Source organism: Salmonella sp. FC25216, from assembly GCF_057751355.1.
In genome coordinates this window covers 113,397-130,550 of sequence record NZ_JBDGON010000003.1, presented here as the reverse complement: position 1 = coordinate 130,550, position 17,154 = coordinate 113,397, and the positions used below count along the sequence as shown (strand labels likewise).

The 17,154-nt window shown below is 52.7% G+C and carries 11 protein-coding genes; 9 read left to right on the top strand and 2 right to left on the bottom strand.

The features are described from left to right. Window positions 1–65: 65 nt before the first annotated feature. Window positions 66–2,822 (bottom strand): two-component sensor histidine kinase BarA, encoded by a 2,757-nt coding sequence (gene barA, locus AC3G3F_RS06870; RefSeq protein ID WP_023249282.1) that lies wholly within the window; start codon window positions 2,820–2,822, stop codon window positions 66–68. A gap of 57 nt (window positions 2,823–2,879) precedes the next feature. Between barA and rlmD the strand changes: the two genes are divergently transcribed. From rlmD to AC3G3F_RS06835, 7 genes are all read left to right on the top strand, one after another. Continuing rightward, window positions 2,880–4,175: a 23S rRNA (uracil(1939)-C(5))-methyltransferase RlmD gene (gene rlmD / locus AC3G3F_RS06865; protein ID WP_053509156.1), complete on the top strand. Its 1,296-nt coding sequence runs from the start codon at window positions 2,880–2,882 to the stop codon at window positions 4,173–4,175. A 51-nt stretch (window positions 4,176–4,226) separates the two neighbouring features. Further along, window positions 4,227–6,461, top strand: coding sequence for a GTP diphosphokinase (gene relA / locus AC3G3F_RS06860; RefSeq protein WP_488394704.1), 2,235 nt, complete (start codon window positions 4,227–4,229; stop codon window positions 6,459–6,461). A gap of 74 nt (window positions 6,462–6,535) precedes the next feature. After that, complete coding sequence (gene mazG, locus AC3G3F_RS06855) at window positions 6,536–7,327, top strand: nucleoside triphosphate pyrophosphohydrolase (RefSeq protein ID WP_079796111.1); 792 nt, start codon at window positions 6,536–6,538, stop codon at window positions 7,325–7,327. Window positions 7,328–7,554: 227 nt separating this feature from the next. Next, entirely contained in the window at window positions 7,555–9,192 is a 1,638-nt protein-coding gene (gene pyrG, locus AC3G3F_RS06850) for a glutamine hydrolyzing CTP synthase (RefSeq protein WP_000210861.1), read from the top strand. Window positions 9,193–9,274: 82 nt separating this feature from the next. Further along, entirely contained in the window at window positions 9,275–10,573 is a 1,299-nt protein-coding gene (gene eno, locus AC3G3F_RS06845) for a phosphopyruvate hydratase (RefSeq protein WP_000036734.1), read from the top strand. 135 nt (window positions 10,574–10,708) lie between these two features. Next, window positions 10,709–11,380 (top strand): 7-carboxy-7-deazaguanine synthase QueE, encoded by a 672-nt coding sequence (gene queE, locus AC3G3F_RS06840; protein WP_023249286.1) that lies wholly within the window; start codon window positions 10,709–10,711, stop codon window positions 11,378–11,380. 480 nt (window positions 11,381–11,860) lie between these two features. After that, window positions 11,861–12,658: an MBL fold metallo-hydrolase gene (locus AC3G3F_RS06835; protein WP_023249287.1), complete on the top strand. Its 798-nt coding sequence runs from the start codon at window positions 11,861–11,863 to the stop codon at window positions 12,656–12,658. Window positions 12,659–12,747: 89 nt separating this feature from the next. Here the strand turns inward: AC3G3F_RS06835 and queD are convergent, their stop codons facing one another. Next, window positions 12,748–13,110, bottom strand: a complete 363-nt coding sequence (gene queD, locus AC3G3F_RS06830) for a 6-carboxytetrahydropterin synthase QueD (protein WP_121768175.1) — start codon at window positions 13,108–13,110, stop codon at window positions 12,748–12,750. Between the two features lie 426 nt (window positions 13,111–13,536). Between queD and cysJ the strand changes: the two genes are divergently transcribed. Both cysJ and cysI read left to right on the top strand, forming a co-directional pair. Next, on the top strand, window positions 13,537–15,336 hold the full coding sequence (cysJ, locus tag AC3G3F_RS06825) for an NADPH-dependent assimilatory sulfite reductase flavoprotein subunit (protein WP_023249288.1): 1,800 nt from the start codon (window positions 13,537–13,539) through the stop codon (window positions 15,334–15,336). Next, window positions 15,336–17,048: an assimilatory sulfite reductase (NADPH) hemoprotein subunit gene (gene cysI / locus AC3G3F_RS06820; RefSeq protein WP_079813661.1), complete on the top strand. Its 1,713-nt coding sequence runs from the start codon at window positions 15,336–15,338 to the stop codon at window positions 17,046–17,048. The genes cysJ and cysI overlap by 1 nt, the downstream gene beginning before the upstream one ends. Window positions 17,049–17,154 lie beyond the last annotated feature (106 nt).

Sequence of the window (17,154 nt, the reverse complement as noted above, 5' to 3'; positions counted from 1 at the left end):
GTGGATTCGTAGGCCGGATAAGGCGAAGCCGCCATCCGGCACATTACCGCCTGATAGCGCTACGCTTATCCCAATATCTTCTTCGCTTCACGCGCGACATTATCCATCTCATCCAGCAGCTCCAGAAACTCAGGCTCCAGCTCCTCTTCGTGGACGCCGCTGCGAAGCTGTTGCTCAATAAGCTGGCAAAGGTTCTTCATCCGCGGTACGCCGCTATAGCCGCAGCTCCCGTGTAGCTTATGGACCAGATCGACCAGACCGTTGGGATTTTCTCCCACCAGTTGTTCTTCAATTTTGTTGCGCACTTCCGGCAGGAAATCAATCAGCATTTGCAGCATATCCCGCGCCAGATCGGGCTTACCGGCAGCCTGGCGGAGCGCAAGCTGCCAGTCGAGCGTCGCATTCGGATTGAAGATAAATTCAGCCGGTTCCGGCGCCATCAGACGCGCCGCTACGTTGGCGCCGGGTTTATAGCGCAGCAACAGATTATGTAACTTCTCTTCTTCTATCGGTTTAGCCAGATAGTCGTTCATGCCCGCGCTGAGTAACTTCTCTTTTTGCCCCGCCATCGCATGTGCCGTAACGGCAATAACCGGTGTTTGCTGCTGATGAGGAAGCTGGTGAATCAACTCACAGGCGCGTATGCCGTCCATATCCGGCATCTGAATATCCATCAAAATCAGATCAAACTGCATTTGTTTCGCCCGATCTACCGCCTGATGCCCGCTATCACAAAGCTCTACGTGTTGGACTTTATCTTCCAGTAACGCGCCGATAAGCTTCAGATTGGCAGGATTATCATCAACTGCCATGACCGTCATGGCGATTTTACTGGCATCCATCAGTAGCGGTTCAGCATGGTGATTCAACTGGCAATATTCCGTCAGCGCTGGCAACAGGCGCGTTGACGTCAACGGTTTTAACAGACAGGCCGCCGCGCCTCCTTGTTTCAGCTTTTCTGCGTTAATTTGCGCATGGCAAGGCAGCGCCAGCAGCAGGAAGTCCGTCATAGACGCCGCTTTCGCCAGCCGTTCATGCTGCATGGTGAGCGGCTCGCGGAAGGTCACCGGAACGCTCAAAATCATAATATCGTAGTGCGTTAACGGCAGCGCGGAGAAGGTTGGACTGTAAACCACTTCCACTGGCGTGTCGCTCAGCAGATCCAGGGTACATTGCGCGGCGGTAGCATTCGGTTCGACATAAGCCAGTCGTTTTCCGGCCAGACACGCGGTCGACGGCCCGTCAATAATGACATTTGGGTTAAGATCAAGATTAATGTGAAACCAAAAGGTCGAACCGCGATTAGGCTGGCTGTGGAAAGAGATATCCCCGCCCATTTCGTTGACCAGCTTTTGCGTAATCACCAGCCCAAGCCCGGTGCCGCCGTGACGACGAGAAATACTGGCATCGGCCTGGCGAAACGCCTGAAACAGTCGCGACTGGTCGCGTTCCGGAATGCCGATCCCCGTATCACGGATCTGCACTTCAATCTGTACTTTGGTGTTACTGAGCGCCCGCTTTTCTACCAGAATATCGATATTGCCACTCTCGGTGAACTTAATAGCATTACCCACCAGGTTAGTAATGACCTGTTGCAGGCGCAGCGGGTCGCCAATCACATTATCCGGGACGTCGTTTTTAATATTTAACGTCAACTCCAGCCCTTTATCATGCGACGAGTGGGCCAGCAGCGTAACCACTTCATCCAGCGTATTACGCAGTGGAAAAGGGATACTTTCCAGAATGAGCTTACCGGCTTCCAGCTTGGAGAAGTCGAGCACGTCATTAATGATCGCCAGCAGATTATTCGCGGAACGCTCAATGGTGTTCAGATGGTCGCGCTGGGTGGGATTCAACTCTGTTTTTAATGTCAGGCGGGTAAAGCCAATGACGCCGTTCAGCGGCGTTCGCAGTTCGTGCGACATGTTCGCCAGGAACTCCGACTTAATACGCGCCGCCTCCTGGGCGCGCTTTTTCGCCAGATCCAGCTCAACGTTTTGGATTTCCATCTGCTCAAGGGTTTCACGCAGGTCCGAGGTGGCCTGATCGATATTATGCTGCATCTCTTCGTGATAGGCGGCAAGCGACATCGCCATGGAATTAATGCCGTTTTTCAGCATATCCAGTTCGCCCAGCATAAACCCTTCCACACGGCTATCCAGTTGTCCGCGCCGAATACGGTCAACGGTATTCACCATATTACGGATAGGCCCGGTGACATCGCGCATAAGCCGCCAGCCAAAGATCAGCGCAATACCAATACAAAAAAGCATCATCACGCTGGAGATAAAAATCTCTTTGTATTGCTGTAGCCTTACCGACTTGAGATCCAGTTCAAGCGCCACATACCCCAGCATATTTTTGGTATTTTTCGCGTCGGCAATAATGGACTCGTCCGGCGAATAGCTCTCCGAGATAATCGGTGTGCGCAGGATCATGATATCGCCGTGGCGATCGACGCTCAGACGACGTGGAAACGGCGCTCCGGCGGGAAGCTGCATCTGTGAGGGGTCCAGATGGAAATTAGATGTTACAAACAGACGGTTATGATCGTCATAAACGGAAATCGCCCGCACAATATCAGAATGTCTGCGGTGCAGAACGCTGATAAGTTGGCCGATAGACTCCCGGTTTTGTAAGTTCATACCATATTCGCTGGAGACGGCGAGCGGTTCAATAATACTGGCGCCGGCATCTTCCAGTTGACGCTGCAGGTCGTTATAGCGGTGCACCACAAAAAAGATACTGAGCAGCAAACCTATCAGGACGGTCGGGGCCAGGATCAGAATCATCATGCGTGCGCGCAGGCTGTAGTTGGTCATGGAGTTCCGTTATGGGACAATTAGGGTCACACTGTTAAATTGAGAAAAAGCTGGTCGATGGCGCAATTCTACTCTGCAAAACGGCGCGTGACGACGCGTCAGATCATAACCGTTAAAGTCAATGACCTCGATCCATTTGGTCAGGGCGTAGCCCGTCATAACGGAAAGGCGCTGTTTATCCCCGGTTTATTGCCTGAGGAAAGCGCAGAAGTCATTATCACAGAAGATAAAAAGCAATTTGCCCGCGCACGCGTTTCGCGCCGTTTGAATGATAGCCCGGAGCGAGAGGCGCCGCGCTGTCCGCATTTTGGCGTCTGCGGCGGTTGTCAGCAACAACATGTCGGCATCGCCTTGCAACAACGCAGCAAAAGCGCGGCGCTGGCGCGTTTGATGAAACACGAGGTGAATGACATCATTGCCGGCGCGCCCTGGGGCTATCGGCGTCGTGCGCGGTTAAGTCTGAATTGCCCGCCGGATAAACCGCTGCAAATGGGATTTCGCAAAGCGGGTTCCAGCGATATCGTCAATGTCGAACAGTGCCCTGTTTTGGTGCCCCAGCTTGAAGCATTGCTGCCCCGAATCAGAGCGTGTCTGGCGAGTTTACACGGCACCCGACACCTTGGGCATGTCGAGCTGGTACAGGCGGGAAGCGGTACGCTGATGATTCTGCGCCATACCGCGCCATTGAGTGCGGCGGATAAAGAAAAACTGGAACGCTTTTCGCATTCTGAGGGATTGTCTCTGTTTCTGGCGCCGTTTAGCGAGATACTGGAAACGGTCTCCGGCGAAGCGCCCTGGTATGACTCGCACGGCTTACGTTTAGCCTTCAGCCCGCGAGACTTTATTCAGGTTAATGAAGCGGTAAACCAGCAAATGGTCGCCCGCGCGCTGGAGTGGCTTGATGTGCGCGCCGAGGATCGTGTCCTGGATCTGTTCTGCGGAATGGGGAATTTTACGCTGCCGCTGGCAACGCGCGCAGCAAGCGTGGTAGGGGTTGAGGGCGTTCCGGCGCTGGTAGAAAAAGGCCGTGAAAACGCCATCCGCAATGGGTTACATAATGTGACATTCTTCCATGAGAACCTGGAGGAAGATGTCACGAAGCAGCCGTGGGCGAAAAACGGCTTTGACAAAGTCTTACTCGATCCTGCGCGTGCGGGGGCTACAGGAGTGATGCGACATATTATAAAATTAAAACCTATTCGCATTGTTTATGTATCCTGTAATCCGGCGACGCTGGCGCGCGATAGTGAAGCGCTAGTCAATGCGGGATATGAGGTTACGCGTTTAGCGATGCTCGACATGTTCCCGCACACAGGACATCTGGAATCAATGGTTCTGTTCGAGCACATGTAATGATTACCGGCTTACCGACTTCGGTAGGCCTGGTCCCTTAAGGAGAGGACGATGGTCGCGGTAAGAAGTGCACATATTAATAAAGCTGGTGAATTTGATCCGAAGAAGTGGATCGCAAGCCTGGGAATTTCCAGCCAGCAGTCGTGTGAGCGCTTAGCCGAAACCTGGGCGTATTGCCTGCAACAGACACAAGGACATCCGGATGCGGATCTGTTGCTGTGGCGTGGCGTGGAGATGGTAGAAATTCTTTCCACGCTGAGTATGGATATCGACACGCTGCGGGCGGCGCTACTGTTCCCTCTGGCCGACGCCAACGTGGTCAGCGAAGATGTGCTGCGCGAAAGCGTCGGCAAATCTATCGTTACCCTGATTCATGGCGTGCGCGATATGGCGGCGATCCGCCAGTTAAACGCTACTCATAACGACTCTGTTTCTTCGGAGCAGGTCGATAACGTCCGTCGAATGCTGTTGGCGATGGTGGATGATTTCCGCTGCGTGGTGATCAAACTGGCCGAGCGAATCGCTCATTTGCGCGAAGTGAAAGATGCGCCGGAAGATGAGCGCGTGCTGGCGGCTAAAGAATGTACCAACATCTATGCGCCGCTCGCTAATCGTTTGGGGATTGGGCAACTGAAGTGGGAGCTGGAAGACTACTGTTTCCGCTACCTGCATCCGGCAGAATACAAACGCATCGCTAAACTGTTGCATGAACGGCGGATCGATCGTGAGCATTACATTGAAGAGTTTGTCGGGCATCTGCGCGCCGAAATGAAAAACGAAGGCGTTATGGCGGAAGTCTACGGACGACCAAAACATATTTACAGTATCTGGCGCAAAATGCAGAAAAAGCATCTGGCGTTTGATGAACTCTTTGACGTCCGCGCTGTGCGTATCGTCGCCGAGCGCCTCCAGGACTGCTATGCCGCACTGGGGATAGTGCATACTCACTATCGTCACCTGCCGGATGAATTCGATGACTATGTCGCCAACCCGAAGCCGAACGGCTACCAGTCTATCCATACCGTGGTACTGGGGCCGGGCGGTAAAACCGTTGAGATCCAGATCCGTACCAAACAGATGCATGAAGACGCCGAACTGGGCGTGGCGGCGCACTGGAAGTATAAAGAAGGCGCCGCGTCCGGCGGCGTGCGTTCCGGCCATGAAGACAGAATTGCGTGGCTGCGTAAGCTGATCGCCTGGCAGGAAGAGATGGCGGATTCCGGCGAAATGCTGGATGAAGTGCGCAGCCAGGTGTTTGACGATCGAGTCTACGTCTTTACGCCAAAAGGCGATGTGGTGGATTTGCCTGCCGGATCTACGCCGCTCGATTTTGCTTACCACATCCACAGCGATGTCGGGCACCGCTGCATCGGCGCTAAAATCGGCGGCCGTATTGTTCCATTCACCTATCAGTTGCAGATGGGCGATCAGGTTGAAATTATCACTCAGAAGCAGCCGAATCCCAGCCGCGACTGGCTGAATCCAAACCTGGGCTATGTGACGACCAGCCGCGGGCGTTCGAAAATTCACGCCTGGTTCCGCAAGCAGGATCGTGACAAAAATATTCTGGCTGGACGGCAGATCCTCGACGATGAGCTGGCGCATTTGGGGATTAGCCTGAGAGAGGCCGAAAAGCATCTGCTGCCGCGCTACAACTTTAATGAGCTGGAAGAGTTGCTGGCGGCGATAGGCGGCGGCGATATCCGTCTTAATCAGATGGTGAATTTCCTGCAATCGCAGTTCAATAAGCCGAGCGCGGAAGAGCAGGATGCTGCGGCGCTGAAGCAGCTTCAGCAAAAAACGTACGCGCCGCAAAATCGTCGTAAAGACGACGGACGTGTGGTGGTGGAAGGCGTGGGTAATTTGATGCACCACATCGCCCGCTGCTGCCAGCCGATTCCGGGGGATGAAATTGTCGGATTTATCACTCAGGGGCGGGGAATTTCCGTGCACCGGGCCGATTGTGAACAACTGGCGGAGCTGCGCTCTCATGCGCCGGAGCGGATCGTAGAGGCGGTATGGGGCGAGAGCTACTCGGCAGGATATTCGCTGGTGGTGCGCGTAACGGCCAACGATCGCAGCGGCTTACTGCGCGATATCACCACCATTCTGGCCAATGAAAAAGTCAACGTGCTGGGCGTCGCCAGCCGCAGCGACATTAAACAGCAGATCGCCACCATCGATATGACGATCGAGATCTACAACCTGCAAGTGCTGGGCCGCGTGCTCGGCAAGCTCAACCAGGTGCCGGATGTCATTGACGCCCGTCGTTTGCACGGGAATTAATAACGTGTACGCCATCCGGCGTTTTTCGCCCGATGGCGCTTTGCTCATCGGGCCTATGTTTTCAGGATATTTTAATGAATCAAATTGACCGTCTGCTTAATATCATGCAGCGCCTGCGCGACCCGGAAGGCGGCTGCCCGTGGGATAAAGAGCAGACCTTTGCCAGCATTGCGCCCTATACGCTTGAAGAAACTTATGAAGTACTGGATGCGATTGCGCGTGAGGATTTTGACGATTTGCGCGGCGAACTGGGCGACCTGTTGTTTCAGGTGGTGTTTTACGCACAGATGGCGCAGGAAGAAGGCCTTTTCGATTTTAATGATATCTGCGCTGCCATCAGCGACAAACTGGAGCGCCGCCATCCCCATGTTTTTGGCGAGCTTTCCGCGGATAATAGTGAAGAAGTCCTGGCTCGCTGGGAACAAATCAAAACGGAAGAACGCGCGCAAAAAGCGCAGCATTCCGCGCTGGATGATATTCCACGCAGTTTACCGGCCTTAATGCGTGCACAAAAAATACAGAAACGGTGTTCAAACGTGGGCTTTGACTGGACGACGTTGGGACCGGTCGTCGATAAGGTCTATGAAGAGATCGATGAAGTCATGTTTGAGGCGCGGCAGGCGGTTGTTGATCAGGCTAAACTGGAAGAGGAAATGGGCGATTTGATCTTTGCCACGGTCAACATGGCGCGTCATTTAGGTACGAAAGCGGAGCTCGCATTGCAAAAAGCAAACGATAAATTTGAACGTCGTTTTCGAGAAGTTGAACGCATTGTCGCAGCCAGAGGCCTGGAAATGACCGGGGTGGACCTGGAAACAATGGAAGAAGTTTGGCAGGAGGTAAAACGCCAGGAAATTGATCTCTAAAGGTTTTAGGCGGTCAAGAGCGATTTGTGTGATTTTTTAAATAACAAGCGCTTGATTTACGTCAAAAACATTTACCTCAAAGGGGCTATTTTCTCACTCCCTATGTGAATGTCAGCCTGACGAAGAGGAGGAATAATGAAAGTTTGTGGCGTAGGTCATGTTCGGGTATACTGCTTTCCCGTCCTGGTTATTCCATCGTCTTTTAAACCTAACTTCTCAGGTTCCGCATGACAACGAACTATATTTTTGTGACCGGCGGGGTCGTATCCTCTCTGGGTAAAGGCATTGCCGCAGCCTCCCTCGCAGCCATTCTGGAAGCCCGTGGTCTCAACGTGACCATCATGAAACTGGATCCGTACATCAACGTCGATCCGGGTACTATGAGCCCAATCCAACACGGGGAAGTGTTCGTTACTGAAGACGGCGCTGAAACCGACCTGGACCTGGGGCACTACGAGCGTTTCATCCGCACCAAGATGTCTCGCCGCAATAACTTCACGACTGGCCGTATCTACTCCGACGTTCTGCGTAAAGAACGCCGTGGCGACTATCTGGGCGCAACCGTACAGGTGATCCCTCACATCACTAATGCGATTAAAGAGCGCGTGCTGGAAGGCGGCGAAGGCCATGATGTGGTACTGGTGGAAATCGGCGGTACCGTCGGCGATATCGAATCGCTGCCGTTCCTTGAAGCGATTCGTCAATTGGCGGTGGATATCGGTCGTGAACACGCGCTGTTTATGCACCTGACGCTGGTGCCTTACCTGGCGGCAGCGGGCGAAGTGAAAACTAAACCGACTCAGCACTCCGTGAAAGAGCTGCTGTCTATCGGTATTCAGCCCGATATTCTGATTTGTCGTTCCGATCGCGCGGTTCCTGCCAACGAGCGTGCAAAAATTGCATTGTTCTGTAATGTGCCGGAAAAAGCCGTTATTTCAATGAAAGATGTCGATTCCATTTATAAAATTCCAGGCCTGTTGAAATCTCAGGGGCTTGATGATTATATTTGTAAACGATTCAGCTTGAACTGTCCGGAAGCAAACCTGTCTGAATGGGAACAGGTCATTTACGAAGAAGCAAACCCGGCAGGCGAAGTGACTATCGGCATGGTAGGCAAGTACATTGAATTGCCGGATGCCTATAAGTCGGTGATCGAAGCGCTGAAGCACGGTGGTCTGAAAAACCGTGTTACCGTCAACATCAAATTGATCGATTCGCAAGATGTTGAAACGCGCGGCGTCGAAATTCTGAAAGATTTGGACGCTATCCTGATCCCTGGCGGTTTCGGCTATCGTGGCGTTGAAGGTAAAATCGCCACTGCGCGCTATGCGCGTGAAAATAATATTCCTTATCTGGGCATTTGCCTGGGGATGCAGGTTGCGTTGATTGAGTTCGCTCGTAACGTGGCCGGTATGGACAACGCCAACTCAACGGAATTTGTGCCAGACTGTAAGTACCCGGTTGTGGCGTTAATTACCGAGTGGCGTGATGAAGACGGCAACGTTGAAGTCCGTAGCGAGAAAAGCGATCTGGGCGGCACTATGCGCCTGGGCGCGCAGCAGTGCCAGCTTAGCGATGACAGCCTGGTACGTCAGTTGTATGGCGCGCCGACGATTGTTGAACGTCATCGCCATCGCTACGAAGTCAACAATATGTTGTTGAAACAAATTGAAGCAGCGGGTCTGCGTGTCGCAGGCCGTTCCGGTGATGATCAGTTAGTCGAGATCATTGAGGTACCGAATCATCCGTGGTTCGTGGCCTGTCAGTTCCATCCGGAATTTACTTCCACGCCGCGTGATGGACATCCGTTGTTCGCCGGCTTTGTTAAAGCCGCCAACGAGCATCAGAAACGTCAGGCGAAGTAAAAAAGTTAGAACGGCGGTGCACCCTCAGCGGTGCACCGTTTGTCTGAAGTTTTAGTTTAACTAGTGACTTGAGGAAAACCTAATGTCCAAAATCGTTAAAGTCATCGGTCGTGAAATCATCGACTCCCGTGGTAACCCGACTGTTGAAGCTGAAGTACACCTGGAAGGTGGTTTCGTAGGTATGGCGGCGGCTCCGTCAGGTGCTTCTACTGGTTCCCGCGAAGCGCTGGAACTGCGCGATGGCGACAAATCCCGTTTCCTGGGTAAAGGCGTAACCAAAGCTGTTGGCGCGGTTAACGGCCCGATCGCTCAGGCTATTCTTGGCAAAGACGCTAAAGACCAGGCTGGCATCGACAAAATCATGATCGACCTGGACGGTACTGAAAACAAATCTAACTTCGGTGCAAACGCTATTCTGGCTGTCTCTCTGGCTAACGCCAAAGCTGCTGCTGCCGCTAAAGGTATGCCGCTGTACGAGCACATTGCTGAACTGAACGGCACTCCGGGCAAATACTCCATGCCGGTTCCGATGATGAACATCATCAACGGCGGCGAGCACGCTGACAACAACGTCGACATCCAGGAATTCATGATCCAGCCGGTTGGCGCGAAAACGGTTAAAGAAGCCATCCGTATGGGTTCTGAAGTTTTCCATCATCTGGCAAAAGTGCTGAAAGGCAAAGGCATGAACACCGCTGTGGGTGACGAAGGCGGCTACGCGCCGAACCTGGGCTCCAACGCTGAAGCACTGGCTGTTATCGCTGAAGCGGTTAAAGCGGCTGGTTACGAGCTGGGTAAAGACATCACCCTGGCGATGGACTGCGCAGCATCTGAATTCTACAAAGACGGTAAATACGTGCTGGCTGGCGAAGGCAACAAAGCGTTCACCTCCGAAGAATTCACCCACTTCCTGGAAGAGCTGACCAAACAGTACCCGATCGTTTCCATCGAAGATGGTCTGGACGAGTCTGACTGGGACGGTTTTGCCTACCAGACCAAAGTACTGGGCGACAAAATCCAGCTGGTTGGTGACGACCTGTTCGTAACCAACACCAAAATCCTGAAAGAAGGCATCGAGAAAGGCATCGCTAACTCCATCCTGATCAAATTCAACCAGATCGGTTCTCTGACCGAAACTCTGGCTGCAATCAAGATGGCGAAAGACGCTGGCTACACTGCTGTCATCTCTCACCGTTCTGGTGAAACTGAAGACGCTACCATCGCTGACCTGGCTGTTGGTACCGCTGCAGGCCAGATCAAAACCGGTTCTATGAGCCGTTCTGACCGCGTTGCTAAATACAACCAGCTGATTCGTATCGAAGAAGCTCTGGGCGAAAAAGCACCGTACAACGGTCGTAAAGAGATCAAAGGTCAGGCGTAATCCTGCTTTTACCTCTTAACGTATAAACCCGCTTCGGCGGGTTTTTTTGTATCTGTTCAATAGCGCAGCCGCTGCGCATGACCGGGCAGACGAAATCTGCAATAATTAACGATTATCCCCTTAACAGAGAACGCTATGCAGTACCCGATTAACGAGATGTTCCAGACCCTACAAGGCGAGGGTTACTTTACCGGCGTCCCCGCTATTTTTATTCGTTTACAGGGATGTCCGGTTGGCTGTGCCTGGTGCGATACCAAACACACCTGGGATAAACTTAGCGATCGGGAAGTTTCCCTGTACAGTATCCTTGCAAAAACCAAAGAGAGCGACAAATGGGGTGCTGCGAGCAGTGAAGATCTGCTGGCGGTGATTAATCGTCAGGGCTATACCGCGCGTCACGTTGTCATCACCGGTGGCGAACCCTGTATTCACGATCTCATGCCGCTCACCGATCTGCTTGAAAAGAATGGTTTTAGTTGTCAGATTGAGACCAGCGGGACGCACGAAGTGCGCTGTACGCCCAATACCTGGGTAACGGTTTCACCAAAAGTGAATATGCGTGGGGGATATGACGTGCTTTCCCAGGCACTGGAGCGCGCCAATGAAATCAAGCATCCCGTTGGGCGAGTTCGTGATATTGAGGCGCTGGATGAACTGTTAGCCACGTTGAGCGATGATAAACCGCGTGTGATTGCTTTGCAGCCCATTAGCCAGAAAGAAGACGCGACGCGTCTGTGTATTGAAACTTGTATTGCGCGTAACTGGCGGCTGTCTATGCAAACGCATAAATATTTAAATATCGCCTGATGCGCTATCAATTTTACGGACGGCCTGTCGTTGCCGTCTGTGACTCATCCATTACCTTGCATTCTTTATTTTCTCTATGTGAATTTTGATGAGTGTATAGAAGCACTGATAAATTTTTCCTTAGCGATGCATGGATCACGCTATTTTAGTAAATTTAAAGAAAAAAACATTCTATGAGTTTTTTGCATCAAAATCAGTAAATTAACTTTTCTTTAATAATTTAAATTTGTTGTGATTAGGTCGATAGAATGTAGTGCTTATAAAAAGCACTTCATAAATAATGAGATACATTTACTGTGTTCCCCACGCCCGCGGGGATAAACCGGAACAGCAGGGCTTAACGCCAAAAGACCTGGAGTGTTCCCCGCGTCAGCGGGGATAGCCGTTGCATAATCATAATCTGTATACCAGTAATGGCTTATACAAACCTGTAAAGTAAAAAAAACATCTTCCCGGTTGGGTTTTATACAGGAGAGGGGCATGGCGTTAACGATCAGAGTATTGCTCGAAAATCATAAGGGAGCGGGAGCGAATCAATCGTTGAAGGCCAGACCGGGATTAAGCCTGTTGGTCCAGGATGAATCTACGTCGATATTGTTCGATACCGGCCCTGATGGCAGTTTTATGCAAAATGTGTTGGCAATGGGGATCGATCTATCCGATGTGTCTGCTGTGGTGCTTTCGCATGGTCACTACGATCATTGCGGCGGCGTGCCGTGGCTTCCTGATAACAGCCGAATCATCTGCCATCCAGATATTGCGCGCGAACGCTATGCGGCAATGACTTTTCTCGGTATTACCCGAAGAATAAAAAAATTGTCGCGTGAGGTGGACTATTCACGCTACCGAATGGTGTACACGCGTGACCCTCTGCCGATTGGCGAAAACTTTATCTGGTCAGGGGAAATACCGGTGGTCGCGCCTGAAACCTACGGCATTGTTGGCGGCCACGATGCGGAGCCGGACTCTATTTTGGACGAGGGCGTACTGATTTACCAATCGGTAAAAGGATTAGTCATCATTACGGGATGCGGGCATCGGGGGATCGCAAATATTGTTCGGCACTGTCAGAACATTACCGGTATAAAACGGATTTACGCGCTTGTCGGCGGATTTCATCTCCGCTGCGCATCACCACTCACGCTGTGGCGGGTCAGACGCTTTCTGCAAGAACAAAAAACGGAAAAACTATGCGGTTGTCACTGTACCGGGGCTTGGGGTCGGCTGTGGCTACCGGAAATAACCGCACCTGCAACCGGTGATGTGCTGCGCTTTTAATACCGCGCGCTGGGCAATATTTTCTCTGATGAAGCGCCGGGTGGATGGGCTGGAATCAATCCGGCATCCAGCCCACGCGTTAATAAACCTTATTCGCCGCGATAGACGCAGCCGGCTGTACAGGTCTCTTTCACCATCACGGCGCTCAGTAGCGGCACGACGGGTTTAACCTGATCCCAAATCCATTTTGCCAGCACTTCACTGGTGGGATTGGACAGCCCTGGAATATCATTCAGATAGTAGTGATCAAGACGATCATAAGTAGGTTTAAACGCCGCTTTGAGATCCGCGAAATCCATAATCCAACCGGTATGCGGATCGACTTCACCGGTAATTTCGAGACGCACCGTAAACGAGTGTCCGTGCAGGCGGCCGCACTTATGCCCTTCAGGCACGTGAGGCAGTCGGTGAGCGGCTTCAAAGGTGAAATCTTTATACAACGTGGTGGACATGATGAACTCTCAGGCAATAAAAAACCGCCGTAGGGTACCGGAAAGCGCATTTTTTATCATTAACTAAAACCATTCTCCGCCCTGTGATGGGCAATTAATTTAAGAATGTCCAGAAAATTTAATAATTATCAATAAATTATAAAATCGATTTTGGCGTTAATAACGATAACTAAAACAGGTTAGTTCATTTGGTTATTTGTTATTTCCAACCCTTCTTTAATTGTTATTACTCTCACCGTTACCCTTATCCTCAGTTTGGGTTTTATCGCTTATACACTTCACCCTTCAAGCCGCATCTGTGTTGACTGCGTTTACTCACCCCAGTCACGTACTTATGTACGCTCCTGGGGTGCGCGCTCAGCCTACAGCCTGGGCTAAGGCGATTTTGTGTATAGATCCGCTTTGCTTACTGGAACATAACGACGCATGACGACACCGGCTCCACTGACTGGGTTGCTTCCGCTTAATCCGGAGCAACTGGCGCGCCTCCAGGCCGCGACAACCGACCTTACTCCCGAACAGCTTGCCTGGGTCTCCGGCTATTTTTGGGGTGTACTGAACCCGCGCTCAGGCGCTGTTGCCGTAACGCCTGCTCCTGAGGGGAAGATGCCGGGAATTACGCTTATTTCCGCTTCGCAAACCGGCAATGCGCGTCGTGTGGCGGAAGCTCTGCGTGATGATCTGCTGGCGGCCAACCTTAACGTGACTCTGGTGAACGCTGGCGACTACAAATTCAAACAGATTGCCAGTGAAAAACTGCTGGTGATGGTGACGTCCACTCAGGGAGAAGGCGAGCCGCCGGAAGAGGCCGTCGCGCTGCATAAATTCCTGTTCTCCAAAAAAGCGCCAACGCTCAACGACACCGCTTTCGCTGTTTTTAGCCTGGGTGATACGTCATACGAATTTTTCTGTCAGGTCGGTAAAGATTTTGACAATAAGCTGGCGGAACTCGGTGGCGAACGCCTGCTGGATCGCGTGGACGCCGATGTGGAATATCAGTCTGCCGCCGCACAATGGCGCGCGCGGGTGGTTGATGTCTTAAAATCCCGCACGCCGACGGCGACGTTTGCACAGCCTGTTGCCAGCGGCGCGGTAAATGAAATCCACACCAGCCCCTATACCAAAGAAGCGCCTCTGTGCGCCTCGCTCTCGCTGAATCAGAAAATCACTGGCCGCAACTCGGAAAAAGACGTTCGTCATATTGAGATTGATTTAGGCGACTCCGGTCTGCGTTATCAGCCGGGTGATGCACTGGGCGTCTGGTATCAGAACGATCCCGTGCTGGTTAAAGAGATCGTGGAACTGCTGTGGTTGAAAGGCGACGAATCGGTAACCGTTGATGGCAAACTGCTGCCGTTGGCGGAGGCGCTCCAGTGGCATTTCGAACTGACGGTGAATACCGCCAATATTGTCGAGAACTACGCGACCCTGACGCGCAGTGAGTCTCTGTTGCCGTTAGTAGGCGACAAAGCGCAGTTACAGCATTACGCCGCCGTCACGCCCATTGTTGATATGGTGCGCTTCTCACCGGCGCAACTGGATGCCGACGCGTTAGTTGGCCTGCTGCGTCCGCTAACGCCGCGTCTGTACTCTATTGCATCGTCACAGGCGGAAGTCGAGAACGAAGTCCATCTCACCGTCGGCGTTGTCCGTTACGATATCGAAGGACGTGCTCGAGCAGGCGGTGCTTCCAGCTTCCTTGCCGACCGTATTGAAGAAGATGGCGAAGTACGCGTGTTCATCGAGCATAACGACAATTTCCGTCTGCCGACGAGTCCGGAGACGCCGGTCATTATGATTGGCCCCGGCACCGGTATCGCGCCGTTTCGCGCCTTTATGCAACAGCGTGCCGCGGAGGATGCGCCGGGCAAAAACTGGCTGTTCTTCGGTAATCCGCACTTTACCGAAGATTTTCTCTACCAGGTGGAGTGGCAGCGCTACGTGAAAGAGGGGCTGTTAAGCCGTCTCGATCTCGCCTGGTCACGCGATCAAAAAGAAAAAATTTACGTACAAGACAAGCTGCGTGAGCAGGGCGCCGAGCTGTGGAGCTGGATCAATGATGGTGCGCATATTTATGTCTGCGGCGACGCCAATCGCATGGCGAAAGACGTTGAGCAGGCTTTGCTGGAAGTGATAGCTGAATTCGGCGGTATGGACCTCGAATCGGCAGACGAATATTTAAGTGAGCTGCGCGTAGAGCGCCGTTATCAGCGAGATGTCTACTAATGAGCGAAAAACATCCAGGCCCACTGGTGGTCGAAGGTAAACTGTCCGATGCCGAGCGCATGAAGCTGGAAAGCAACTATTTGCGCGGTACCATTGCGGAAGATTTAAATGACGGCCTCACCGGCGGTTTTAAAGGCGACAACTTTCTGCTGATCCGCTTTCACGGTATGTATCAGCAGGACGACCGCGATATCCGCGCCGAGCGTGCGGAACAGAAACTGGAACCGCGCCACGCCATGCTACTGCGCTGCCGCCTGCCGGGCGGGGTGATTACTACGGCGCAATGGCAAGCGATCGACAAATTTGCGGCGGATAACACGATTTATGGCAGTATCCGTCTGACCAACCGCCAGACCTTCCAGTTTCACGGTATTCTGAAGAAGAACGTAAAGCCGGTACATCAGATGCTGCACGCCGTCGGGCTGGACGCGCTGGCCACCGCCAATGACATGAATCGTAACGTGCTGTGCACTTCCAATCCCTACGAGTCGCAGTTGCACGCCGAAGCCTACGAATGGGCGAAGAAGATCTCTGAACATCTGCTGCCGCGTACTCGCGCCTATGCGGAGATCTGGCTCGATCAGGAAAAAGTGGCGACCACCGACGAAGAGCCGATCCTCGGTCAGACCTATCTGCCGCGTAAATTCAAGACCACGGTGGTGATCCCGCCGCAAAACGATATCGATCTGCATGCCAACGACATGAACTTTGTGGCAATTGCCGAGAATGGCAAGCTGGTCGGCTTTAACCTGCTGGTCGGCGGCGGACTATCGATTGAGCATGGCAATAAGAAAACGTATGCCCATACCGCGAGCGAATTTGGCTATCTGCCGCTGGAGCACACCCTGGCGGTGGCGGAAGCTGTGGTGACCACGCAGCGCGACTGGGGCAACCGTACCGACAGGAAAAACGCCAAAACCAAATACACCCTTGAGCGCGTGGGACTGGAGACGTTTAAAGCGGAAGTCGAGCGGCGCGCGGGGATCACATTTGAACCCATTCGTCCGTATGAATTTACCGGGCGTGGCGACAGGATTGGTTGGGTGAAAGGCATTGATGATAAATGGCACCTGACGCTGTTTATCGAGAATGGCCGTATTCTGGATTATCCGGGTCGTCCACTGAAAACCGGCCTGCTGGAGATCGCGAAAATTCATCAGGGCGAGTTCCGTATTACCGCTAACCAGAACCTGATCGTTGCCAGCGTGCCGGAAAGCCAGAAAGCGAAGATAGAGAAGCTGGCGCGTGGCCACGGTCTGATGAACGCCGTGACGCCGCAGCGTGAAAACTCGATGGCCTGCGTCTCTTTTCCGACTTGCCCGTTGGCGATGGCCGAAGCTGAACGCTTCCTGCCGTCGTTTATCGATAAGGTGGAAGCGATGATGGCCAAACACGGCGTGGGAGATGAACATATCGTTCTGCGCGTAACCGGCTGCCCGAACGGCTGTGGCCGCGCGATGCTGGCGGAAATTGGCTTAGTAGGGAAAGCGCCCGGCCGTTATAATTTGCATCTTGGCGGTAACCGCATCGGGAGTCGTATCCCACGGATGTATAAAGAAAATATCACCGAGCCGGATATTCTGGCCTCGCTGGATGAACTGATTGGGCGTTGGGCGAAAGCGCGTGAAGCGGGTGAAGGCTTCGGCGACTTTACGGTGCGTGCGGGCATCATTCGTCCGGTACTCGATCCTGCGCGTGATTTCTGGGAGTAACGCGCATTGCCGGATGGCGGCATAAATGCCTTATCCGGCCTACCGTCATGTCGTTTTGTAGGCCTGATAAGCGCAGCGCCATCAGGCAAGGCAAACAGTGAGGAAC